The sequence below is a fragment of the Pseudanabaena cinerea FACHB-1277 genome, from assembly GCF_014696345.1.
Lineage (GTDB): Bacteria > Cyanobacteriota > Cyanobacteriia > Pseudanabaenales > Pseudanabaenaceae > Pseudanabaena > Pseudanabaena cinerea.
The window spans coordinates 29518-52533 of the sequence record NZ_JACJPY010000025.1; the positions used below are offsets into that span (position 1 = coordinate 29518).

16 protein-coding genes and 1 pseudogene are annotated in these 23016 nt (G+C 45.0%); 4 read left to right on the top strand and 13 right to left on the bottom strand.

Features of this window, described 5'->3' with window-relative positions; all coding sequences use genetic code 11:
* Positions 1 to 144 precede the first annotated feature (144 nt).
* Both H6F44_RS09845 and H6F44_RS09850 read left to right on the top strand, forming a co-directional pair.
* Complete coding sequence (locus H6F44_RS09845) at positions 145 to 1083, top strand: aldo/keto reductase (protein ID WP_190350785.1); 939 nt, start codon at positions 145 to 147, stop codon at positions 1081 to 1083.
* Between the two features lie 110 nt (positions 1084 to 1193).
* On the top strand, positions 1194 to 2744 hold the full coding sequence (locus H6F44_RS09850) for a phytoene desaturase family protein (protein ID WP_190350786.1): 1551 nt from the start codon (positions 1194 to 1196) through the stop codon (positions 2742 to 2744).
* A gap of 288 nt (positions 2745 to 3032) precedes the next feature.
* On the opposite strand, the gene H6F44_RS09855 is transcribed toward H6F44_RS09850, so the two are convergent.
* From H6F44_RS09855 to H6F44_RS09890, 8 genes are all read right to left on the bottom strand, one after another.
* Positions 3033 to 3653, bottom strand: a complete 621-nt coding sequence (locus H6F44_RS09855; RefSeq protein WP_190350787.1) for a DUF938 domain-containing protein — start codon at positions 3651 to 3653, stop codon at positions 3033 to 3035.
* Positions 3654 to 3751: 98 nt separating this feature from the next.
* Positions 3752 to 5290 (bottom strand): transglutaminase domain-containing protein, encoded by a 1539-nt coding sequence (locus H6F44_RS09860; protein ID WP_190350788.1) that lies wholly within the window; start codon positions 5288 to 5290, stop codon positions 3752 to 3754.
* Between the two features lie 2 nt (positions 5291 to 5292).
* Complete coding sequence (locus H6F44_RS09865) at positions 5293 to 5613, bottom strand: hypothetical protein (RefSeq protein WP_190350801.1); 321 nt, start codon at positions 5611 to 5613, stop codon at positions 5293 to 5295.
* Between the two features lie 25 nt (positions 5614 to 5638).
* Positions 5639 to 6439, bottom strand: a complete 801-nt coding sequence (gene drmC, locus H6F44_RS09870) for a DISARM system phospholipase D-like protein DrmC (RefSeq protein ID WP_190350789.1) — start codon at positions 6437 to 6439, stop codon at positions 5639 to 5641.
* Positions 6436 to 8322 (bottom strand): DUF1998 domain-containing protein, encoded by a 1887-nt coding sequence (drmB, locus tag H6F44_RS09875; protein WP_190350790.1) that lies wholly within the window; start codon positions 8320 to 8322, stop codon positions 6436 to 6438. Before drmB ends, drmC begins: the two co-directional genes overlap by 4 nt.
* A gap of 2 nt (positions 8323 to 8324) precedes the next feature.
* Positions 8325 to 11807 (bottom strand): DISARM system helicase DrmA, encoded by a 3483-nt coding sequence (gene drmA / locus H6F44_RS09880; RefSeq protein WP_190350791.1) that lies wholly within the window; start codon positions 11805 to 11807, stop codon positions 8325 to 8327.
* A 39-nt stretch (positions 11808 to 11846) separates the two neighbouring features.
* On the bottom strand, positions 11847 to 12428 hold the full coding sequence (locus H6F44_RS09885) for a PIN domain-containing protein (protein ID WP_190350792.1): 582 nt from the start codon (positions 12426 to 12428) through the stop codon (positions 11847 to 11849).
* Entirely contained in the window at positions 12428 to 12883 is a 456-nt protein-coding gene (locus tag H6F44_RS09890) for a helix-turn-helix domain-containing protein (RefSeq protein ID WP_190350793.1), read from the bottom strand. Before H6F44_RS09890 ends, H6F44_RS09885 begins: the two co-directional genes overlap by 1 nt.
* A 206-nt stretch (positions 12884 to 13089) precedes the next feature.
* On the opposite strand from H6F44_RS09890, the gene H6F44_RS09895 reads away from it, so the two are divergent.
* Positions 13090 to 13896, top strand: coding sequence for a HipA family kinase (locus tag H6F44_RS09895; protein WP_206754453.1), 807 nt, complete (start codon positions 13090 to 13092; stop codon positions 13894 to 13896).
* 11 nt (positions 13897 to 13907) lie between these two features.
* Positions 13908 to 14738, top strand: a complete 831-nt coding sequence (locus H6F44_RS09900) for a DUF3037 domain-containing protein (RefSeq protein ID WP_190350795.1) — start codon at positions 13908 to 13910, stop codon at positions 14736 to 14738.
* A 225-nt stretch (positions 14739 to 14963) separates the two neighbouring features.
* On the opposite strand, the gene H6F44_RS09905 is transcribed toward H6F44_RS09900, so the two are convergent.
* The 5 genes and pseudogenes from H6F44_RS09905 to H6F44_RS09925 form a co-directional block, all read right to left on the bottom strand.
* Positions 14964 to 18956: an Eco57I restriction-modification methylase domain-containing protein gene (locus H6F44_RS09905; RefSeq protein WP_190350796.1), complete on the bottom strand. Its 3993-nt coding sequence runs from the start codon at positions 18954 to 18956 to the stop codon at positions 14964 to 14966.
* A 12-nt stretch (positions 18957 to 18968) separates the two neighbouring features.
* Positions 18969 to 19178, bottom strand: coding sequence for a DUF2283 domain-containing protein (locus tag H6F44_RS09910; protein WP_190350797.1), 210 nt, complete (start codon positions 19176 to 19178; stop codon positions 18969 to 18971).
* Positions 19175 to 19435: a DUF4258 domain-containing protein gene (locus tag H6F44_RS09915; RefSeq protein WP_190350798.1), complete on the bottom strand. Its 261-nt coding sequence runs from the start codon at positions 19433 to 19435 to the stop codon at positions 19175 to 19177. Before H6F44_RS09915 ends, H6F44_RS09910 begins: the two co-directional genes overlap by 4 nt.
* 34 nt (positions 19436 to 19469) lie before the next feature.
* A complete protein-coding gene (gene drmD, locus H6F44_RS09920; RefSeq protein WP_190350799.1) occupies positions 19470 to 22730 on the bottom strand; it encodes a DISARM system SNF2-like helicase DrmD in 3261 nt (1086 codons plus the stop codon).
* A gap of 97 nt (positions 22731 to 22827) precedes the next feature.
* Positions 22828 to 23016: pseudogene (locus H6F44_RS09925) on the bottom strand (fertility inhibition FinO-like protein); the annotation flags it as partial.

Consider the following 23016-nt stretch of genomic DNA (forward strand, 5'->3'; position numbering starts at 1 on the left):
TCAAATTTCACAGGGCTAACTGGTTTATACCATAGAAGCAAAATCTTACTCTAAAACTCAGCAGTGCGGCGTTTTGGGTAGGAAGGTTGTACACAATCGCAATCGGGTATAGCTATAATGGACAAAAAAGATTTAGTAAAAAAAATGCAAACCACTAAACTAGGTTCCAATGGACCAACTGTAACAGCGCTGGGCGTGGGAACATGGGCATGGGGAGATACCCTCTTTTGGGCTTATGGCAAAGACTTTGGCGCAAAGGATGTAGAGGAGGCTTTTCAAGCTTCAATAGATGCAGGAGTCACTTTTTTTGATACTGCTGAAGTTTATGGCTTAGGGGAATCAGAACGTTTGATCGGCAAGTTTAGTAAGCAAACTTCACAACCGCTCCAAATCGCGACTAAATATTTCCCCCTGCCTTGGCGCTGGAGTAGGTCTTCAATAGTTGACGCTCTGACCTCTAGCCTAGAGCGCTTACAGACTTCACAAATTAGTCTTTATCAAATCCACTGGCCCTTAGAATTTATCCTCAAGACCAAAGACTTTATGGAAGTCTTAGCTGATGAAGTTAAAAAAGGACGCATCCAATCAGTAGGTGTAAGTAATTACTCCGCAGCACAGATGACTCTTGCCCATCAATATCTCTCTGAAAAGGGAATTCCTCTCGCGGTAAATCAAGTTCCCTATTCTCTCCTAAACAAACAAATTGAACAAAATGGAGTTCTCCAAAAATCGCAACAATTGGGTATAACGATTCTCGCCTATAGTCCCCTTGCTCAAGGTTTACTCACTGGTAAATATACGCCAGAGAACTTGAAGACCTTGCAAGGTGCGCGGCGTATTGATCCCCGATTTAGTCCCCAAGGTTTACAAAAGCTTGAGCCTCTATTCTCAACCTTAAAAGAGCTTTCGGAAAAATACGACAAAACCCCTGCCCAAATTTCTTTGAATTGGTTAATATCTCAAGGAAACGTGATTCCGATCCCTGGGGCAAAGAATGCAAATCAAGCGAAACAAAACGCTGGAGCGTTGGGTTGGTCATTAACCAAAGAGGAAATCGAACTACTTCGTCAAAAAAGTAACTAGGGGCTTTCTCCGTATGCTTCAACATTTCGTGCCATTGTTTTACTCGTATCCTGATTACATAGGCCTCCAGATAGCCCAAGCAATAAAGCCTTGATTAACCAATCGCAACCATGAATCAAGAAACAGACATAGTAGTAATAGGCAGTGGTATCGGTGGGCTATGCTGTGCGGGGCTATTGGCGAAATATGGACACAAAGTCATCATTTGTGAAAGCCATAGCATCGCAGGAGGAGCCGCCCATAGCTTTAGTCGCCAAGGTTATACCTTCGATTCAGGTCCATCACTGTTTTCAGGAATGTCCACCCGTCCTTCCACTAATCCCCTAACCCATGTACTTGATGCTTTAGAAGAGAAAGTTGATTGGTTAACCTACGATGGCTGGGGCTGTGCCATGCCCGAAGGTCAATTTTTTGCCGCCGTTGGTAACGACTCATTTAGCGAAATCTTGACCAACCTGAGAAGCAAACAGGCAGTTCAAGAATGGCAAAGATTACAAAAAGTCATGTTGCCACTGGGGAAAGCCGCTACCGCTTTACCGCCGATCGCTCTGCGTAATGACTGGCAGGTAGCCCTATCAGCAGGTAAATACCTCTGGAAAATGCTGAGAGAATTACCACAACTCCCAAAGCTGACCCAGCCCTTTTCCAAGATCCTAGAAGCAGAAGTGAGCGACCCATTTATCTGGAACTGGATGAACTTACTTTGCTTCATGCTGTCTGGACTACCCGCCAATGGTACTCTCACCGCCGAAATTGCCTTTATGTTTGCCGATTGGTATCGCCCTGATGTCCAACTTGACTATCCCAAAGGTGGCGTCGGAACCGTAGTCGATGCATTGGTAAGGGGATTCCAAAAGCATGGAGGATCATTACGGCTCAATACCCATGTACAGGAAATTATCCTCAATGGAGAAAAAGCGGTTGGAGTGAGGTTAACCAACGGGGAGACAATCCAAGCGCGAGCCGTAGTCTCAGGAGCATCGATTTGGGACACCTTAAAATTATTACCCCTAACCGAGCGATCGCCTAAAAAACTGCATCAATTACATAAAGAGCGGCAGGACATCGCCGCCTGTCCCAGCTTTATGCATTTACACCTAGGCATAGAAGCATCGGATTTACCCAAAGATTTACCCTGTCACTGGCTAGTTGTAAATGACTGGGAAATCGGAGTGGCAGCCCCACAAAATGTAGTTGCCGTATCCATGCCTTCCGTCTTAGATCCATCTCTCTCGCCAGCAGGCAAGCATACAATTCATGCCTATACACCTGCAACGGAACCCTTTGAGCTATGGTCAGGCTTAGACCGTAAGTCTGAAGCTTATCACCAATTGAAACTAGAACGAGCCGAAGTCCTATGGCAAGGCATAGAGCGTTATATTCCCGATGTGAGAACTCGTTGCGAAGTTACCCTAATTGGCACGCCCCTAACCCATGCCAGATTCCTGAGAAGAGATCGCGGCAGTTATGGTCCAGCGATCGCCGCAGGACAGGGGATATTTCCAAATGCAAATACTCCCTTATCAAGTTTGTATTGTTGTGGTGATTCCACTTTTCCTGGTATCGGCTTACCTGCGGTTGCCGCCAGTGGCGAGATTTTGGCTAATTCTCTGGCTTCGTTGAAGCAGCAGCAAAATATGTTAAAACAGCTCTACATATAGCTTTAGCGGCTGTCTTACAGTTTTTTACGAGTATCCCGTTTACATAACGACAACTAACTAACAGGCAGATACCCCTTCAATATAACGCAACGCGCGGAGCAAAGCCCTAAAACCTTGAAAACACGTTAGCTGTACTAAGCATAAATACTTATTCGTTTAAATCTAATGGCATATAAATGATCATTATTTGTCCTAAGATGTTTCTATGACAAGTTAGTTAATTGCGCTAGTTTTACTGGTGTCGTTTATGAAATTTTACTAATGCATGATCACTGTGGCAGTTCAAGGCTATTGAGCCTCTACCTCGAAAATGATGGATAGGTTGTTGGCTGGCATGGATTTAATTTCTTTGAGTATTAGATTTTGAGCAGTGGCGATCGCAATCACATCCTCCAAATCTCTTACTCCCCACTCAGGGTTTTGATAGCGCAAATTTGCATCAAATTCGGCGTTGCTTTCGCTGGTGTGTTTGCCGTTGCGCTTGAATGGTCCATACAAATATAAGATTCCTTGGGCTGGTAATAGTTTTCTGGCTCCTGTCATTAGACCTAAGCAAGCTTGCCATGGGGCAATATGAATCATGTTGATGTTGACGATCGCCTGTATATCTTGGTTAACTAAGTGCTGATGCCAATCTGCTGCGGTTACGTCAATCTGTAGGGGAGCGGCTAGGTTGTTTGATGGATGATACTTTTGCCAGTCGGTAATGCTGGCGATCGCGCTTGGGTTTGGATCTGATGGTATCCACTGGCGCGGTTGGAGGTGTGGGGCGAAATATACTGAGTGTTCGCCTGTGCCACTGGCGATCTCTAATACTGTGCCTTGGGGTGGCAATATTTGCAGAAGTGTTTCTAGGATTACTTCTCGGTTACGCTGGGTAGCGGGGGCATATTGGCGATTGTCGGTCATTTGGTTTTACAGGTAAGTCTATATGCTTATCATTGTTCTACTAGCGCGAGCGTCAGTTAGATTGAGTAGATTAAGGTTGAGAAATATTTTTGCTATTTCTAAGTTTTATTGAACTCTAATCTCCCAACGTAATCAAAATTTCCTTGACCTTCAGATGAGGTAAATAAACTTACTTCATAACTTCCAGAGCTAGGAAGTGGGCAAGAAATTTGGCTATCTTGCACAGGCTGACCGCAGTTCTGAGAACTATTGCTACCTTTAGGACTGTAACTAGCCAAGATCCACTGTTTCTGAGGGTTAGCAAGGTTAATCACCGCGTTGTTACTAGTATCAACTTGCGATCGCTGCGGACTAATCAATGACAGTCCATCAGCAAAGAATTTAGGTCGCATCATCGGCTGACGTAGAAACTCACCTTGATCAATTGGATTAGAGCGTAATTGCCACGCTGGATCTTTTGGAAAATGAGAGATGCCAATTACTTCTGGTGGAGGCATTAGATATTCAGTACTATATCTTTTAACAAACCCAGATTGCGGATCGTTAACATAGCCACTATCCCAAGTCGGATCGATTAAGTGCCATTGACCATTAACCTTGACTCCATTCCAAGCATGACCTCGACCACTTAACTCACTGACCTGAGAGCGAGATTTACCTGACACATAAACAATCTCTATTTCTGCTTCTTTGCCTAATGCCTCTAGTAACTTGGCATAACCCGCACAAACTGCTTTACGAGTGCGAAACACTGTCTCGGCATCCTGTGGTGGATATGCACCAGCAAAGTATGACTCGGCATCATAGGCAATGCGATCAGCAACGTAGTCATGTAAGGCTTTCACTCGCAAAACAGGATTAGATTCTTTACTGACAATGTATTTGGCGACAGACTCAATGCTTGTTTCGACATTGGCTGGCATATTGGCGATCGCTGGGTGTAATCCCTGTCCTTCCCATGCCCATGCATTTTTGATTGGCTTTGATTCGGCTGGTTTTGGTTTCTCAGTAGTGGGCTTGGGCTTTGCAGTATTTGCTTGAGGTTTTGCCGAGGGTTGAGGTTTTGTAGTGCTAGAACTATTAGTTGGCTTAGGTAGTTCTTCAAAAGGATTTCTGGCAATTCTTTCAGGTTGTGGATCTGGTCTAATTTTGGAACTGCCATCGTCATACTGTTCAAAAGGATTTTTGTTGAAGGCGTTGTAAAGCCCTTCTAATCCCCCTGCGATTTTGAAGAGGCTTTGGCGGGTGACTTCTGCGGCTTCTCCCTGCATTCCTTCTAGCATCCAATCCCCTCTTGTGGAAAGGGCTATGAAGCTATTACTTGGTTGCCATGCCAATAGTCCTATGATTGCGATTAGGTTGATGAGCAGAGTCCGTAGAGTTAGGCGATCGCCCCAAGTTAATGTTTCTTCTCCTAACTTACCCAATTTGCGCCGTTTGTAGCTTGACCATAGCTCCCATAGTAGAGGCAAGACTGGAAACAGAAACACTCCTGCGATGACTGATAGCAAGGTGGAACGGTTAGAGAATGCGGCAAGGGACGATGCAAGCCAGACTCCTAGAACGGGTGTGGCATAAATACAAGCATAGATTCCCAGCTTCAAGATTGTGCCAATCAAATTAAACAGTAATTTCATTTTTAGTCCTCCAAGCACTCTGCCACGGCATTCAACTCGTCCATTGCCTTCAATAAGCGATCGCGCTGGGCATCATCAAGCTTGGGATTTTGCAAGGCGACCTCTTGAATGGCGGCTAACCATTGGGACATTGGCACATGGCTAACGGCGGCGCGTAGCCCCATATTGGTTAATACTGCAAGGTGAAAGCCTGTCATGTCTTGATCGCCATAGTTATAGAACCCGTCCCATAGTTCTAGTTTTTGGGGCGTAAATTCGTCGTACTGCTCGAAGTTGATGCCAGTCGGCTCTAGTTGGGGTTTGGGGAAGGGTGGTTGAGTTATGTTCATCATATTGATTGATGGGAGATTATAAAGCAATTTGGCACAAAATACCGCGTTTGGTTAATGTATGAAATTGATTAATAATTGCATGGGCGATCGCCGTGTCTGTTACGAAAATGCCTGCCTCAATATTTCGCTCATGGGCAGCTTCGGTGAAGTTGGCGGAAGTGACTAATACTTTTTCTTGATCAACAACAACACATTTGGCATGGAGACAAGCTTTCTTATTTATTTCCATAGATAGCGATCGCGGATCGTGAAATAACTCAGGCATTTTTTTGCCAGTCCAAATCTCTTTGCGGAATGACTCAGCAAGTTGCCGCAATAGAACACTATCTGGGGTTTTGTCTTGATACAATCGATGAACATTGACAAAGATCTGCACTTGCAAGTCTGGAAAAGTTGACATTTGCTGGGCGAGAGTTTGAAACAAAGCACGAGTGGAAGGTGATTTATCTAGGGCATAACTGGATATCAGCACACTATGTTTAGCGGCGGCAAATAGCTCTTGGACGACAATATGCGTATCACGGCTAGTTGAGCCGACAAACTCTTGTCCAGTCCACACCAGATCGACGCGATCGCGTAATTTTTGAGATTCAGCGCGTTCTTCGGCAAGGAGTCTTAAAGTATAAGCAATTTGCGAAGAGGTAAATCCACTCATCAGTAGTTGATTTACTTCTGAATTGATGGCATTGGCTAGGGTGTCAGGTACATGACCAATTAGAGCCATATTCGTCAGAGGTAACGCAAATCTACTATCAGCGATCGCATTGGCTAAGCTAATCAAATTGGGCAAACTCAATTGTCTAAGGACTGAGGTCATAGGGTTGTGAGATCAAGGAAAAATTCTGCACCGATCGCATCTACAGTTCTAACAACTAATGCCCGATCGAGAAGTTCATTTCTGCGTTCACAGGAAGTCTCAGCAATCAGAAGGCATCCGTGACAAGCCGCACCATGCAGATAGCGATCTTCTTGACTATCGGCGGGCTTGTGTTGAGAACAAACAGGATCATTAGAGCATAGGTGTCCCATTTCTAAGGCAGTTTTAAGATAGCGCTCAATCTGTTTGCCAACTTCGATTAGTCCACCTAAGGTTCCTTCTGAGCCAGATGAGCCAGTATGAAGAAGGATGCCATAACCTGCTTCGCTGGCATAAATACGTTCGCGAATTGCACTAGCGGAATAGCCGCATTCTAGGGAGATGGCGGTAATTAATAGATGGGAGAGGGAATGCAGCATGATGTAAGGTAAAGATGGGAGCCAGTCACTCTTGATGCCTTTATGCTTTTTCCATTTGTCATAGCCAAGTAGAAGTTCTTGACCTCTTTTTTTGACGGTAGTTTTTTGCAGCCATGTTGCGATCGCTTCAGGTTTAAAAGAGATAAATACGCCTTCACCTCGATTTTCGTAGGCGGGAACCCAATCAGTTTCTAGACCGAGAGGCGCAAGATTAACCCCTAAGTCGAGTTCACCGTCAGTGGTAATTAGGGTTGGCTCAAAGCGCGTAAATCCAACTTGGGCAACTACTTCGCGGAGGCGATGGACTAGGACAATCCGATCAATGCAATCACCGAAAATTTCTTGATAAATTGGGGCAAGCTGATCAAGATTCCGCGCACGAGCATAGAAATCTGAATCAGGCAGATCGCCGTCAATATCGCCTTCGGGTTGTGCTAACAGAGTTTCGATTTCAAGTTGCTTGAGACTTTTATCTGCAACAGATTGATCACTTTTGCGGCGTTGAACTTCTTGCCAAACTATTTCATCGTTAAACCCTTCAAGGGCATTGGCAACTTTTTGTTTGCGCCGATCGCGTTTGATATCATCGACATCTTCGGCATATTGCAAGAAGTCCTCATAGATTTCATCGACGGCAGTACGCAACTTCTCATCACTATCAGGAATGGAGATAGCACTAACAACTTGGGCGAAGTAAGCATTACTTGCCGATCGCACTAAGAGGCGATTAGCTTCAGGGTTCCCTTGAGAATGCTCTTTTAGCGATACACATTGCTCTTGGGTAATTGCATCTAAACCGAGCCAAGGACGATGACCTTCGCAATATCCAAGATTTCTCGCGTTGGGGATCGTGGCATCTTTGAGTTGGCGGCGAGCGTAGCAGCGATCACATCGCACGTATATTTCTGAGAAGTCATTACTTGCCGTACCTTCATCAAACCAGAGTCTTCCTGTTTTGTTAGTGCAGCTTAGTTCGTGCCTTACAAAGCCATGCCAGTTTATGTCGCTGATATGACCATTGGGACAGGCTTGGACAAAGCGCACAGGCACAACAGCGATAGATTTGCGATCTTCGTTGAGATATTTACCTTTAACGAGTTGTCCCCAAGGTATAAGCGGACGGGTGCGATATTTTTTGCCATGAATTTCGATGGTTTGATCGACCTGCGCGAGAAACCAATGGGGAAAGGTGAAAGCTGTGATACCGATGCGGCGATCGCCTATTTCTTCTTCGTCAATGGGTGGAGTTTTGAGTTGAATGGAGGCAACGCCGAGGACTTTTTGGACATATTGGGCGAGTCTTTCTTCCTTAATAGTTTTGCAGTCTTTTTCTGTCCAATGATTGAGTCCGCCGATGATGACGGATTTATTGGGTAGATCGACCATTGAGCCTGCACCAAAGGTGGTGATGATTTGGCTTTGACGAATTTCGCCTGCGGGTGGAATTTTTTTCTTAGGGTTCATAATTATTCATCCTCTACATCAATACCATCAGGATTACGAATCCACAGATTCACCGACTTCTCCACATCGCGTAAGCTGCGCTGTGCTTTGAACTTACGGTAATTAGGCTTTTGGCGCATCAAATCAGGATCGAGTGGATCGTAAAGCAACCTTGGCGCTACTCCCTCTTCCTTTTGATATTGCAAATTACCGCGTTCATTAGCTATTACTTTCCATGTATCGAGTAAATCCACTATGCGATCGCGCAACTTTTTACGCATTGCCTCCGCTTCATCACTAGGGAAATTGCCATGACACTCAGCTCGTTGAGAAATCGTATCAATCACAAAATCCAAATCATCATGATTGTGATTAAGAATCTTGAAAGCTCCTAAAGGTGTTGTCAGATCTTTATAGTGATGTCTGGCTAAGGCGACGGTAATGCCAGCGAGTCCGCGATCAACGGCGCGGGGTGAAAAAGGTGTAACACTGGTGGCTTCAACTGCCCGATAGAAGATGGTATGCCAATGCTTGAAGCGTTCGTAATGGGAACGATCGCGAGGTCGATGCACATTGAGCAAAGTAATTACCAACCCAGGGCGCTTGTCATCACGACCAACACGGCTAGTAGCTTGGATATATTCGGCGGCGGTTTTGGGCTGACCGAGGACAACCATCAAACCGAGGCGGGTGATGTCTAAACCAACGGAAATCATATTCGTAGCAAGGGCAACATCGACGCTATCCTTACTGTCTTTTTCAGCAAAGCCTAACTCTAAGCGGCGCTTAGTATCGGCAACCTCACTGGTACTCACCCGCGAAGTTAGTTCTAAAGGGGCGCGGATTGTGCGATCGCTAAAGTCTTGATTGCGAGACTTATCGCTGTCACTAATGCGGCGGCGATCGCTAAATTTCTGTAACTTGGTGCTAACTTCATCTTCAACAATGCGCCGACTGCCGCCCAGTTCGCGTAATGAGTTGAAATAGCCCAGCAGAGTCATATAGGGGTCAGCAGGATTTTTGGGATTATCCTTGCCGCCATTGGCTTTCCATTCCCTTTGAGCGGCTGATAATAGGGCTAGATAAGTTCTTAACAACACAACTTTTAAACTTCTCCCTTGCGCGGCAATGCCCAGATAGGTTCGCCCATTGGCTTCGCTGGTGGTGACGGTCTTTGCAAAAAAAGAATCACGGCGATCGGGACTTGGCGGCGGGAAGATATGGACATTTTCACGGGCAAATAGGGCTTTAATTTGCTGTGTGGCGCGGCGCACAGTTGCAGTAGATGCGACAATTTTGGGTCTAACTATCTTGCTCCCCTCGCCCTCAATGGGAGAGGGGCTGGGGGTGAGGGTTCTACTACAAAGGGCAGCGATCGCTGTTTCATATAGCCCGACCATCGTACCGAGAGGACCCGAAATTAAGTGCAGTTCATCTTGAATGATTAAATCAGGTGGTGGTAAATAGTTCTGAAGTGCTTTACCTGCCTTATGTTGGTCAGCTTCGCTATAAAAGTTTCCAGTTTTGTCGTCATAGTGAGACACTTTGCCGAAGAGTTTGCCTGTCTCTCCCACCCAAGGCAGGTTGGCAAATTTATCAACGGTTGCAATCATGAAGGCGGGTAACTTGCGATAGATCTGGTCATCTACTGCAATAATTGGTAAAGGATTAGCTCCTTTAAAAGTACAAACGGGCTTGCGATCGCTATAGGTTTTACGGTTATTGCAAGTGATGACTAAATCGGTGGGATTATCCGCACTAGGGTAAAGACTGAAGGAATTTTTATCAAATCTTTCCCCGCACCAAGGACAGTTTTCGAGGGGAATTGGCGAAGGGAAGCGATTACTGTCTGTTTTAAAATTAATCGTTCTTTGACGGGCTGAGTCAGGATTTTTATCACCCTTCGCTCCCATACGGTTTGGTGTGGCAGTTTGTCCGACCCATAAACCGATCTCAAAGCGATGTTTGCCTAGAATATTGACATTCTCTTGACGGATAGTTTCGAGGGCGCAGATGAGTGTGGCGGCGCGTCCGAGTTGGTCAAGGGTGAGTAGGCGCAAGGTATAGCGCATCAATACCGATAGCCCTGCACTGCCTTCGGCTTTGGGGTCACGCAGACGGCGCAAAATTAATGTAAAAGCGGCTAAGCCTAAATATGCCTCAGTTTTACCGCCACCTGTGGGGAAGAAGAGCAGATCGACGATTTCGCGATCGCCGTCTAATGGGTTAGCAATACCCGCAATATTGTTCAAAATAAAGGCAAGCTGGAAAGGTCGCCATTTGGGAGCTTCAACTTCTTGGGGTGTTTTCTCGCTATTGTGGGAATTTCTTTGACGGATGGAAATGGCGATCGCTTGATTGGCAAGTTTAAAAGCTTGAAATACTTGTGGATCATCCATCGCATTGATACCTTTGCGAATGCGTTCATTAGTCTTATCCGCATTATGTAATAAGGTATTAGCGGTATCATTACGTTGACTGCCTTCACCTCCTAGAGAGAGGGTAGTAAGAGCAGTTTTTTGTTGCAAAATCCAATTTTGATAAGCATCGACCATCGGATCGAGCATTGATTTTAAACTGCTGACATCAGAGGCTTGAGCTAATGTCTCGATCGCATATTCCCCTGCCACTTGACTGGCAATCACTTTCTCAACATCGGTTTTGGGTATCCATGTGGTGAATAGCCTTTTACATTGTCCCGATTCATCGAGTTCATAATCTGCTGAGACGTTATGCCCTGTGGCATATTCAAAATCATGGCGATATTGCAAGTCTGCAAGTCTTTCGTCTGGGTCATTGTTACTGATTCGCGGATCTGGACGAGGAACAAATGGAATTTCAGATTGAATCTCTAAATTGGCTTGGAAGATGAAGGCGCGATCGCGTTCGGAGTCAGCAGCAGGGGCGCGATCGTTGACTAAGAAGATTGATATAGCTCTTGTGCCGATGGGTAATATCGCTTTTAGTTGTGAGTCGGTAATGTTGCGAAGGGAAATCGATAGAAATAGTCCGTTGCTATGGGGTATGGGGATTTGTTGAGAAGATTTGGTAATTTCGGCAAGGTTGATTTCTAGGGTTTGCTGTTGGGGTAGGCGTTGCCATTTACATTGACTGGCGCTCTTTTGTTTGGTTTTACCTTCAGCATTAGTTTCTTCTTCGGGAATGATTTCGTAGTCGCCCCATGAGGCGATCGCCTTTAATTTGGTCACTCCATCGGCAATCAGGAAACTTACGCCCATTGAAGATGGGAAAAATGCTTTACGGGCTGCCGCAGCTTCAGGGGCTTTCTCATCATCACCTGCACCCGTGCGACTGGCTTCATCTATTTCATCATCGCCAAAGTCATCGGAGCGATCGCTTTGTGGCACACCATAGGGCGCGAGAAATCCTGACAAATACCATTTTGTCGGCGCTTCGGGCAGGATTTCATCAGGCTTTGCACCGATGAGATCCATTTCTAGGGCTTTGATGAGTTGCGATCGCACTTCGGCGGAGGTTGATGTCATAGTATTTCCTTGTTTTTTACAGGGTTTTTAACAACTTGCTTACATGATGTTTTGAGCGTTTTGGAGTTCTTTTAGCATTGACACCGAAAGCGGTAGCCCCTGCTTTAACAAAATTTCTAGGTATTCATCAAAATTTTTGGGCGGATATAACAGGCGTTTTCTGACTGTTTCTACTTGGTAAAGCATTGTGATCGGCTTTAGCTCGATCAGGCTGGCAATAAATTCATCAGGATGCAAAGCTACAATTTTGTAACTATCAAGAATAGTTTTAGGGAAGTCTCTAAGATTAAACGTAATGATTTGACTAGCTTCGCAAGCGATCGCGGCTGCGAGAATATGGCGATCGTCCAAATCGGGAAGTTCGAGAGAGGGTACTAACCATTCAAAATCGGTAACTAAGCAGCCTCTAACATGACTATTCATCTTATCTCTGGTTCTTGTAAGTTGTTCCAGAGTCAAATCAGGACGATTTTTAAGGACATTGCGTATCCATTCATCGTGAATTAAATTAGTCCATCGTGCTTTGCAAATATCAGAAGTTGCAATCTGAACTAATAAATCTCGCAGTGGAGCAGGATAAAGAACGCAAGCGTCATACAAAATAGTTGGTTGACTAGCCATTAATCATAAAACCCTAATTTTTGTGACTCTTCAACCAATTCATCCAAAACTTTGCTTCTGGCGGCATCAATGTTAGTTTTATATTCCATTAAGTCGGTAAAGCGGATGCGGCGATGCTTACCAACTTTGTAATAGGGAATTATGCCTTCTTCTAATTGTTTGATTAGGAAGGGACGCGAGACGTTGATTAAGTCTGCGGCTTCTTGGGTGGTGAGTTCGGCATGGATGGGGATGATCGTTACGGCGTTGCCTTGGGACATCTGGGTTAAAATGTCTATAAATAGGCGATAGGCGGCGGCAGGGATTGCGGCTATCTCTTCACTGCCATCGGCTTCTACGATTTTGAGATGACGGACACCTTCGCTAATATGCGAGGCGAAAATACGGCTGCTTTCTTTAGAAATTTCGGTTTCTTCTTCGGTGGGAATATGTAGAGACTGGGTTAGGGCAATCATTGGGCAACCTCAGATAGTTTTGTGTTTAGATTGCTTGATATTGTTTGAATTTTGCTCAAAGTTTAACATATTAAACGCAATAAACGAAATAGTGATTACTGCGTAAGGCGATCGCGGAGTCAACTTCTCAATAGATTGATCTCTTTGCATTACTCTGTTAAAAGTATATAGTCTATGATCAATTACCGAAATTCTACCATTGCTGTGTGAATAATCTAGGGTTCGATGATGTTACTAAAACAAGATGGCGAGAATCTCTCGAAGCATTATTAGCTGAACCGATTGAACCAACACTAATTTTGACTTTAAGACCGAAAATATGGCCTTCGGCATCTCGTCCTTTTATAGCTAGAGGGGCTGATCAGTGCGAGTATGTTGTGAAAGCTCGACAGGCAGATCGGAATATTGAGCGGCAAATGGTCAACGATCAGGTTGTTGCTAGGCTTGGGGTCATGATGAATGCTCCAGTAGCCAAGCCATCTCTGGTTGAAATATCAACTGACTTAATTGAGCTATCACCACTGCACTCATACATTTTTGCTGGGACTGCCCATGCTACTGAATTTATTAAAGACTGCTCTGACGATCGCGAGTTGTTTTTACATACCAAGGAACCTGCTAATCGCGATCGCTTTGCGCTTCTCTGTGTTTTATATGGTTGGGTTTACGCGAGAGATCACCAGTTTATTTACAGGAAGTTGAAGCCGAATCTAGTCCATTCTGTGGATCATGGTCATTTTTTTATAGGTGGACCCGACTGGAATATCGAGCGTCTGACTAGGACAACTGATGTACAACTTGATCGCTTATTGCTTGAGACTTGTAAGCTGACGTGCCAAGAACTTGAGTCTGCTGTCAATGCTTGTCTTGCTGTGACAGAAGCGCAAATTTTAGAGGCAGTGGCTGCACCACCGACTGATTGGGGGCTGACTATTGACGATCGCCTCGCTCTGGTTGAATACTTGATGAGTAGGCAAAAACAAATAATGGCAGTTTTTACAAATTTGTGTTAAAAGCATTGTCTATGGCTAGCCAATACAGCGTAATTCAGTATGTCCCAAATCCGATCGCAGACGAACGGATAAATATTGGTGTGCTTGCTTTTAACGATCAGGTTGTGCGTGTACATTTTTTACAGAACTGGAAGCGTGTAAAGCAGTTTGGCAATGAAGATGTTAGCTTTTTACGTGAGTTTGCCGATCGCATGGAAGAAAGTGCTGCGAGGGGTAGTTTCTTTTTAGAGGATGTCTCGAAGGATATTCCTAAACATCAGCAAATCATTAAGGTTGCGCGAGGCTGGATGAATAGTATCCAGTTCACAGAACCTTGTGGCTCTTTATTAGATGTGGATAGCCTTTTGGAAGATGCTGCTGAGACTTATCTTATAGAGATTGAGAATATTGAAGATAATTTGCCTAAAAAAATATTCCCGCGAGATCGAAAGGTTGCATCGAAAATAGCAAACAAAACAGTTAAACAGGTCTTAAAAGAACTGAAAGGTGAACAGGCACAAGAATATTTTAAAACTTCTCTAGCAGGCAAACATGAAGGTCATAAATTAGATGCAGTCGTAGCTAACGGTAAACCTTATCTTGCGGTTCATGGATTATCATTTGAAGTGCATTCTCCTAAGAGTGTTCTGGATGCTTTGTCGTGGGCAATTGTTGATGTTAAAAATTCCTATCAAGGCTTGCCTTTTGGTGTACTGCTATTACCCCCTAAAAGAGAGTTAAGAGAATTAACAAAAGCTTATGAAACTGCTATTGAAAAGTATGAAGACTTAGGAGCAATAGTCCTTAAAGAAAATGATCTTGAGGATTGGACAAATCAAACTCTTGCACAGCTAAATTTGTAGACTGAGAATAGTTATCAGTTACAGTCCATATTGATTTTGTAGATTTTGTAGGGGTTTAGCATTTGCGCGATCGCCGATCGCCTCCTCAACAAAATTTCTATTGGCAAATGCTGAACCCTTGCCTCGGTTGGCAGAAAATCATTGATCGCTTTTAGTGTCTGGGCAAAGCATTACCATTTTGAGCGCGTCTTAGAATTTAGAGATTGGGGCGGGAATGCTATGCCCCTACGCAAAGGGCAATTCTGGATTATTCGCCGCAGATTGCTTACCCTTGGTTTTTCCTTTTGCCTTTTTACTTTTTCCTTCCGACCTGTCGCCCCGCAGCACTTCTTCTTGATAACGCTCTTCATTGAGGGCAAGGAGTCGCGCTAGGACTTCATCGCGGATCTCGTCTGCCCAACGATAACGATAGGGCTTTTTCTTTTGCCTTTTCTCCCCTCGCCCTGTGGGAGAGGGGTCGGGGGTGAGGGTTTCTTCTTCGTCTTCATAATCGAGCAGAAACTCACAAGTGGGCTGAAGGTCTGTCCAGCCGTAAGCATCGAGGACGGCTCTATCCATTTGATTATGGAGGTCGCGCAGTTTGAGAATGTCTTGATCGTATTCGTCGGGATCGTGGAAGCGGTTGTAGGTGGCGGTGAGTCCTTGATTGTTGGAAATCATTAACTGAGCGCGGTATTCGTAATATTCTTTTCCTATGGCTTCTAGTTGTGGGTTGTTTTCCCAGTTTGTTGGGAAGGGGAAGGTTTCAAAACAATCTGAGGGAGTGTATTGCAAATCATCTTTTAGTGTGGAGCTAAAGAATCTTGTCCATATCTCATGAATGCGGGATTGCAAAACTAAAAATGCTGAATATTTATCAAAGGTAAAAACTACTATTTTCTCGTTATATACCATTCCTTTAGGGAGAAAAGTAAATGCACATGATTTGCTTATACGCGAGATAACCAATACTCGCTCTAGGGGGGCGATCGCTTTTGTCCCCTCTTGATTTCGTCTACCAAAAAGCCACCATTGTCTGCTATAACTGCCTGGCTTATCTTTTCGGTCAGGATATACTTTATCTCTAACTATTTTGTATAAATCAGGATAATCTTTAGCCTCTTGTTCAGTCATTTCCCCAAAGTTAATCACATAACGATGATGGGAATGGGTTGGGCTAGTATTTACTTCTTCGCCGCCAATATAGGGAAAGATTCTCTCAGAATTTTTAGGATCTTTTTCGATCAAGCGGTGCATCTCTTCGATACTTGTCGCATCAGGATTAGAATCATCAAATGTAAACCCCATACCTAATACAATGCTGCCCTGAAAACTTTTTCCTGAGTTTGCCAGTAGGCGCTTTGGGTCTTGATTTCCACCTTTATAAAAGAGGAATGCTGAAATAAGTGGAACGTCTTTTCCATCTAGTTTTTTTATTCCTGTATAAACACCTTTAATTACATTTAAAACACTGACAATAACTGCCGCATCACCTGCCCACTTCACCCGTTTTTGAGCATTGTAAATCGTGCCGCCGTTTTCACAAATAAAGCGTAATCCTGTTGTACGAGTATCACCTTGAGCAATGCTATTTGTCGCAATAAGTCCAAAAGTTCCATTCTTTCTCAATAAATTAAAAGCACGTCTAAAGAAATGAGCAACCAAATCGCCATTGCTATGAGTTTCAGGATGAATCTCTGGCAACCAATACCGATACTCATCACCCAAAACAGTACTAATTCGTTTACCACCCAAAAATGGAGGATTACCAACGATCGCATCAAAGCCGCTATTCTGGCGAGTAAAGACTTCGGGAAATTCGATTTCCCAGTTAAAGGGAATGATGCCGCGATCGCCACTGCGTAAATTTTGGGATAACTTCTCTAATTCTTCCTTAGTCCCTTGGGCTAATAGTTGCTTATATTCCTGCTCCCGATTAGTCCGATCCTTCGCATTTTTACCATCAAAAAACGCCGCAATCTTAGCATCCGCCGACCGCCGACTCGGTGACAAATCCGCATCGATCGCCATTAACTTATCATGCTTCACATCCGCATCGCGATCGCTCAGGGTATCCTGTGACTGAATCTCTAAACGCTTACTAACAACATCCTTAACGAGATCGGCGATCGGGCGAAATAGTGATAATTGCGTATTGCTCTCAAACGCCCCAATCTCACGACTAGTCAAACCCACTAAAGAATCACCACATTTCAAAGCATGGTCAATAAACGTAAAAGGGTAATTTTTCGCTAAAGTTGCCAACCACAGCGACAACTTTGCCAAATTCACCGCAAAGGGATTCTTATCCACACCATAAATGCAACGCTGCGCCACCAACCGCCGCGCAATCAAAATCGGCTCCTCCGACTTCGGTAAATCATCAGGCATCCCGTCCCGTTCCCATGCAGCCACCACCGCATCCGCCAACTGCCGACAAGCCTCCACCAAAAACGCCCCCGAACCCATTGCCAGATCGCACACCTTTAAGCTCAAAACTTGCGCCGCAGTCGGTGCTGACCCCAAACCCGCAAAAATTGGCTCCAAAGTCTTCCGCACAATCGGTTCCGTCAACTTGCGCGGCGTATAGTGCGACCCACTGCGCCGCCGTTCCTCCGTCGGTTGCAAAAACAAAGCCCCCACCGCCAAAAGATTTTGCGTCCGATGCGACACCTTACGCCCCAAAGCCGCCGCAATTCCCTCTAAAGTCTTCGCCTCCTTCAGTTCCTTTAAAGCATTTCCCGTCACCTCACAATTCGCCCAAGTCTTTAACAAACCAGCGCGATCGCTCCCCTTCGCCACCAACAAAGCCTGCATATCAACCACCACCGTAGTCGAAATCTTAGAGCCTTTCGGCTTGCTAGTCACACCGAGGGACACACTCTCAGCCCGTTCCACCCGATAGCCCATGATGCCCTCATAGACCGAGCCAATATTTTCCACATCTAGCGATCGATAGGACAGGCGATCGCCCTCCAAAATCAATAATTTATCTAAAACCCGAAAAATCGTCCCATCAGACACACGGGGAACGCCCTCACCATACCCCTCTAGAAATGGATATTCATCAGGTTTGAATAACTGCCCTTTTCTAGCGGGTAAATAGTCCTCAGTCGCCCCACCGCCATCATAGACAAGGCGAAACAAACTCAACAACCAAGCCCAAGCCCCAAAACGCTGCTCCATCGTGTCGGGATAGTTACTCGCATCATCCCGCAACCTGTCATAAAGCCCCGTTACTGCATAGTTACCCTGATACATCGCATCATCAGGCATCACGTCCCGTTCTTCGGCATAAAGCAGAAACACCAACCGCATTAGAACCGTTACCAATCCGCCATAAATATGCTGCATAAGACCCTCACCCCCAGCCCCTCTCCCAGTGGGGGAGAGGGGAGTAAGAATCTTGCCATTGACGGCAGCATCCGCCGCTTGAAATCCTGCTAACAATTCCCAGAGAGCATCCAAAACCTGATCGGCTAAACGCTCAGACACCTCATTTTGTGACAGACGGCTATTCTCAAGGATTTTACACAGGCGGCGATCGTCCCCCATCACATTTGCCTGAAAGACGCGATAACTAGACAGCAACATATAAAAAGCACTCAGTAGCGATCGCCCCGCCACCTCCGCCATCGCCGCAAAAGAAAAAGTCAAATATCCCGAAGACTCACCCTCTGGCGCATAGACTAGCCGTAATTCCTTACCATTGGTCAGCAATCCCATCGGGATTTTTAGCCCGCGCAATAATCGCTCAAACTTTTGCTGCGGTGTCACCTCCCACCCCTGCGAACTAGCCTTATCATCTAGCCCCGTTCCTGCCTCGACTTCCTGCACCAACATCATAATTACGAATTGCGAATTACGAATTGGCGATCCTGACTCGTAATTCGTAATTCCTAATTCGTAATTTTCCACCCCTAATTCATCTCTGTTTATCACAACATAGCTAGGCTTCAAAGTCTCGCCATAGTTCTCTAAATAATACTCAACCCCTTCAGGCGCAGCTACTAAATCTTGAGCATCCCACTCCAAAATCTGCTCCATCAAAGCCCGCAAGTCCGACAGCAATCCATCTTTATCCAATAACTCCCGCAAAATCGGCTGCAACCTTGTGCCATCCGCCCGATCTGGTGTCGCCTCTGCCCTAGCCAGCGATCGCGCCGTCACCACCAACCCCACAGGCTGAATCAGCCCCAACCATTCCCTATGTACAAATAATTCGAGATCGTCTGTCATGTTTTTACGGTTTTATACTGCCACTGGTTGATCAATCAAAAATTCTAAGGAAAAGGGATTATCAGTACGTTTAGAGGCATCTAAAATCTCAATACCAACAACCTTTCCTGCCACATCAAAATCTAAAATTACACCCTCACTCTGTTCATCACTCTCTTCAATCGGAACTTCTGACAATAAGATTCGCAGAACATCAACCACAGGATCGTAAATTACTTTCATTGTTCACTCCAATATTTTTTGACTTTACTAGTTTTGTATATTGTAACCACAGTCAGCAAATCACCTCGAATATCTCCAACTACCCTCAATAAATATTGTTTCTGGTTAAGCTCAAACCGAGATTGATAAATATTCCGTTCCTCATTTACAGATATTATTTGCTCAGGACTTTGCAAAACCTCCTCAATTTGTAACTGGGTAATATTTCTTCTCAGCATTTCCTTTCGAGCATGATCTGAGAAAACAACATTATTCATAAATCCTCTTAATCAAAAATCATACAACTCAAAATTAACTTGTTATTGGATACAAATAAACCAAGCCCACAGGCTCAATGCGACTCGCTTTCACCTCATAGACTTTTTGAATCCGTTGCGGTTCAGCAATGATTTCCTGCTCTAATTGCAGCAATCGCTTTTGCCAATGCTTCAAATCAGCATCCAGTTGTCTCTGTTCCTCCGCACTAAATAGCGAAAGCTGCTGAGTTTTGTATTGAGACTGTTGCATGAGGATGCGATCGCGTTGTTCTTCTAACAATTTCTGCATATCCGCCGCCTCATCGTCACCACGTTTCGTTAAGAGCCGCTTTGCCCTATCCGTCAAAGTCTCAGCACGATTTTCTAGATGAGGAATTAACTCTTCCACATCTCTCGCCGCATAAGCCTTGAATTGATCTTGATGAGACTGCGAAACATTACATAACGAAGGTGTGGCTAAAACATCCTCAAGTTCTCGCAAAACATCCTTTTTATCGCTTTCTCCAAGCGGGCGCAACTTTGCCCGACCGCGCAGAGCAGGATCATTCCATTCCGCCGCCACTGCCACAATTTCATCATGGAGCCTCGTGGCGCGATCGCCATAAAGCGACAACCGACCAAGCGCAATCACTTTGGGAATTGTCTCTCTGGTATGGCAAACACAAGCGCGAGTTAACTCATCATGCAAAAATCCTTGGGATAGGAATCGCCCTAGCAAACGCTGTACCAGTCGATGCTCTAGATGCAAATGCACCACCTCACCATCAAGGGATTGCGGATCGCGGAACACAATCGGGCGGATTGGTGACTCATTGCGCCATTCCCAGAGTTTTTGTCCTTTTTGACGTGGCGATCGCAAACTATCTAAAGCTGCTAACCATGTAGGGTCAGCATTGGCAGCATCTTCAGGAAAATACCAACGGGCAGTATCAGGCGACTTGAGCGCATCTTCGGCATTAACTGCGCCTAGCGGCTGTGCGCCCAATATTTCTAAAGATGCGGATAGGGTTTCGCGAAAATGGCGATCATCGAGAGTCAGCCATTCTCGCGCTTTTTTGAGCATATTTTCTAAATCTTCCTTTTGCTGGCGTAGTTGTTGCAACTCAGGACGACTAATTTCTAACTCTTCAATAATGGCAGCTTTTTTAGTTTGACTCTGCTCATCACTACTATCTGCCTTAGCGATCGCCTCTTTAATCGAGGTTTCAGCTTTAGCATCCTTTGTCCAAATCCCACCTTCTAAGAGCTTAGAAATATTTTTTTCAATCACAGGCGATAGGCTACCCAATTCAGCTTGGATTGTCTCCGTTTTTTGGACTAGCACCGCTAAAACCCGATCTTCAGGACGTTGGGGCAGTACAAAATAATGACAACGCACCTCAGCTTCCCGTTGCAATTTGCGATCGATCCGCCCATTGCGCTGCTCCATCCGACTCGGATTCCAAGGAATATCAAAATGGAATAAATCTGCACAGTAGTTCTGTAAATTAATCCCTTCTCTAGCCGCATCAGTGGCAATCAAAATTCGCAAAGGAGCATCGGCAGGATCATGATTGAAAGCTGCTTTTATCGCTTCGCGGCGATCGTCACCCATACCGCCATGAAAAGTATCAACTCTTTTATGAGCAAGATCGGAGCCATCGATCGCCGACCTAATCTGTTCCTCTAAATAGCGCTTTGTATCCGTATATTCCGTAAAGATTAAAACGCGGCAATTGTTCCACTTTGCCCCTGCTTGTCCCAGATCAGGACAGAGATTATCGCGTATCCAAGCAATTAATTTTTTAATTCTGCCATCAGGCTCATAGCGCTCTCGCTCGGCAATAGCAGTCATGCGATCGAGTAATTCTAATTCTCGTGCCGAAATATTATCTGCAATGGCGATCGCGGTCGCCGCCAACATTTGAGCATCTTCTTCCGCCATCACTTCTGTTTCTGATAGTTCAGCGCGATCATCATCATAATTCAGCGAATCACCAAGCAACGAAAAATCATCATTCAATGAACTTTTCTTAGATGCCCTTTTCTCAATACTTTTCTCAATGCCTTGCCGATGTACTTTGAGCGTCCGCGCAAAAGCCTCAATCGAAGACAGTAACCGCTTTTGCAACGAGATCATCACCAGCATTGCCGATCGCTGTTCTGACTTCTTGGCATCCTTGAGCCTTTGTTCGCGACAAGTCCGATATTCCTGCAACAAACGCGATAGCTCTAATTCTGGCGCATTCTCTGGCAAATTATCCACAGCGATCGGCAGTACATGACGCTTTGGGAAATCAGTTTCGCCAATTTCACGCAGATCTTTTTTTAGCCGCCGTACCATCACTGCATCCAGTAACTTTTTGCCGCTTTTACCACTAACCGACACACCTCGACAAAAACGCTGTGGATCGAGCATTTCTAAAAGTGCCGCAAAACTATTGGAGTGACCATTATGGGGCGTTGCTGATAAAAACAACTTATGCTCAAAACGGGGAGCAATATCACGCAATACTTTTGTAAGTTGTGAGTCGATCGCATAGCGAGAGCTACTAGCAGGAGCCACATTATGCGCTTCATCCAAAATCAACATGCTCGCTGGGTTAAAATCCCCCAACCACTCCCGCAAGCCCATCGTATAGTTTTCATCCCGCAGCAAAGAATGGGAAATAATAAACCGATTATGCAATTGCCAAGGATTAATCCCATAGCCGCGTTCCCGCCGCTTCGTTGCCACAAAATCGCGATCGTAAACCGTAAAGATTAGACCAAAGCGCTTTTCCATTTCTTCTTGCCACTGCAACACCACCGAAGGCGGACAAGCAATCACGACTCGGCGTACCTTCTGACGCATCAGCATCTCACGCAAAATCAAACCTGCTTCAATGGTTTTGCCCAAGCCGACATCATCGGCAATAAAAAGAGACACGCGGGGCATTAACAGAGCCTTGCGTAGTGGCTCAAGCTGATAGGACTTCACCTCTATACCCGCACGATAGGGCGCTTGAAATAATTTCGGGTCAGTCGATGTCACACAATTCCAACGCAATGTATGCAGATATGCCGAGAATTTTTTCGCTTCATCAAAACCCCGACGCGCCACAATATCCCATGTCGATGCTCCTATGACCTCAGCATCAATCTCCCTATCCCAAAATACCTGTAATTCTTGCCCCTGAGCATCATCATCTAAGCAAGCGAGTCTAACTGTGGTATCTCCCTGCGGATGAGCAGGATCAGGCGCAGTCACTTCTTCGACTAAATATTGGCGCGATCGCACTCTAACAATTTGTCCTGCTTCTAAAATATCAGCCATGAAGAACCCATTACAAGGTAAATTCACTATATCAGAGTTTTTTTAGCCTTTAGATTACAAAAAAGCAATATTTACGATATTGCTTTTTTCACAATGACTACTCCACAGGTTTAGCTTCTTTGGGCTTTTTCTCAAATACTTGAATATTTGGCTCAAGCAAAACAAATCCTGTCGCAGTAGCTTCACCCATCTTGCCAGCGATCGCCGCTACCCACTGCGGATAATTAGCCTGTGCATCTTCCAACTTCTTAAATACCTTGGGCTTCACCGTAACGCTAAAGATTTG

Coding starts and splice junctions, on each gene's coding strand:
- H6F44_RS09885 (WP_190350792.1), bottom strand. CDS start 12,428: ATGGCTAGTCAACCAACTATTTTGTATGACGCTTGCGTTCTTTATCCT.
- H6F44_RS09845 (WP_190350785.1), top strand. CDS start 145: ATGCAAACCACTAAACTAGGTTCCAATGGACCAACTGTAACAGCGCTG.
- H6F44_RS09855 (WP_190350787.1), bottom strand. CDS start 3,653: ATGACCGACAATCGCCAATATGCCCCCGCTACCCAGCGTAACCGAGAA.
- drmD (WP_190350799.1), bottom strand. CDS start 22,730: ATGGCTGATATTTTAGAAGCAGGACAAATTGTTAGAGTGCGATCGCGC.
- H6F44_RS09890 (WP_190350793.1), bottom strand. CDS start 12,883: ATGATTGCCCTAACCCAGTCTCTACATATTCCCACCGAAGAAGAAACC.
- H6F44_RS09850 (WP_190350786.1), top strand. CDS start 1,194: ATGAATCAAGAAACAGACATAGTAGTAATAGGCAGTGGTATCGGTGGG.
- H6F44_RS09900 (WP_190350795.1), top strand. CDS start 13,908: ATGGCTAGCCAATACAGCGTAATTCAGTATGTCCCAAATCCGATCGCA.
- drmA (WP_190350791.1), bottom strand. CDS start 11,807: ATGACATCAACCTCCGCCGAAGTGCGATCGCAACTCATCAAAGCCCTA.
- H6F44_RS09905 (WP_190350796.1), bottom strand. CDS start 18,956: ATGACAGACGATCTCGAATTATTTGTACATAGGGAATGGTTGGGGCTG.
- H6F44_RS09860 (WP_190350788.1), bottom strand. CDS start 5,290: ATGAAATTACTGTTTAATTTGATTGGCACAATCTTGAAGCTGGGAATC.
- drmC (WP_190350789.1), bottom strand. CDS start 6,439: ATGACCTCAGTCCTTAGACAATTGAGTTTGCCCAATTTGATTAGCTTA.
- H6F44_RS09915 (WP_190350798.1), bottom strand. CDS start 19,435: ATGAATAATGTTGTTTTCTCAGATCATGCTCGAAAGGAAATGCTGAGA.
- drmB (WP_190350790.1), bottom strand. CDS start 8,322: ATGAACCCTAAGAAAAAAATTCCACCCGCAGGCGAAATTCGTCAAAGC.
- H6F44_RS09910 (WP_190350797.1), bottom strand. CDS start 19,178: ATGAAAGTAATTTACGATCCTGTGGTTGATGTTCTGCGAATCTTATTG.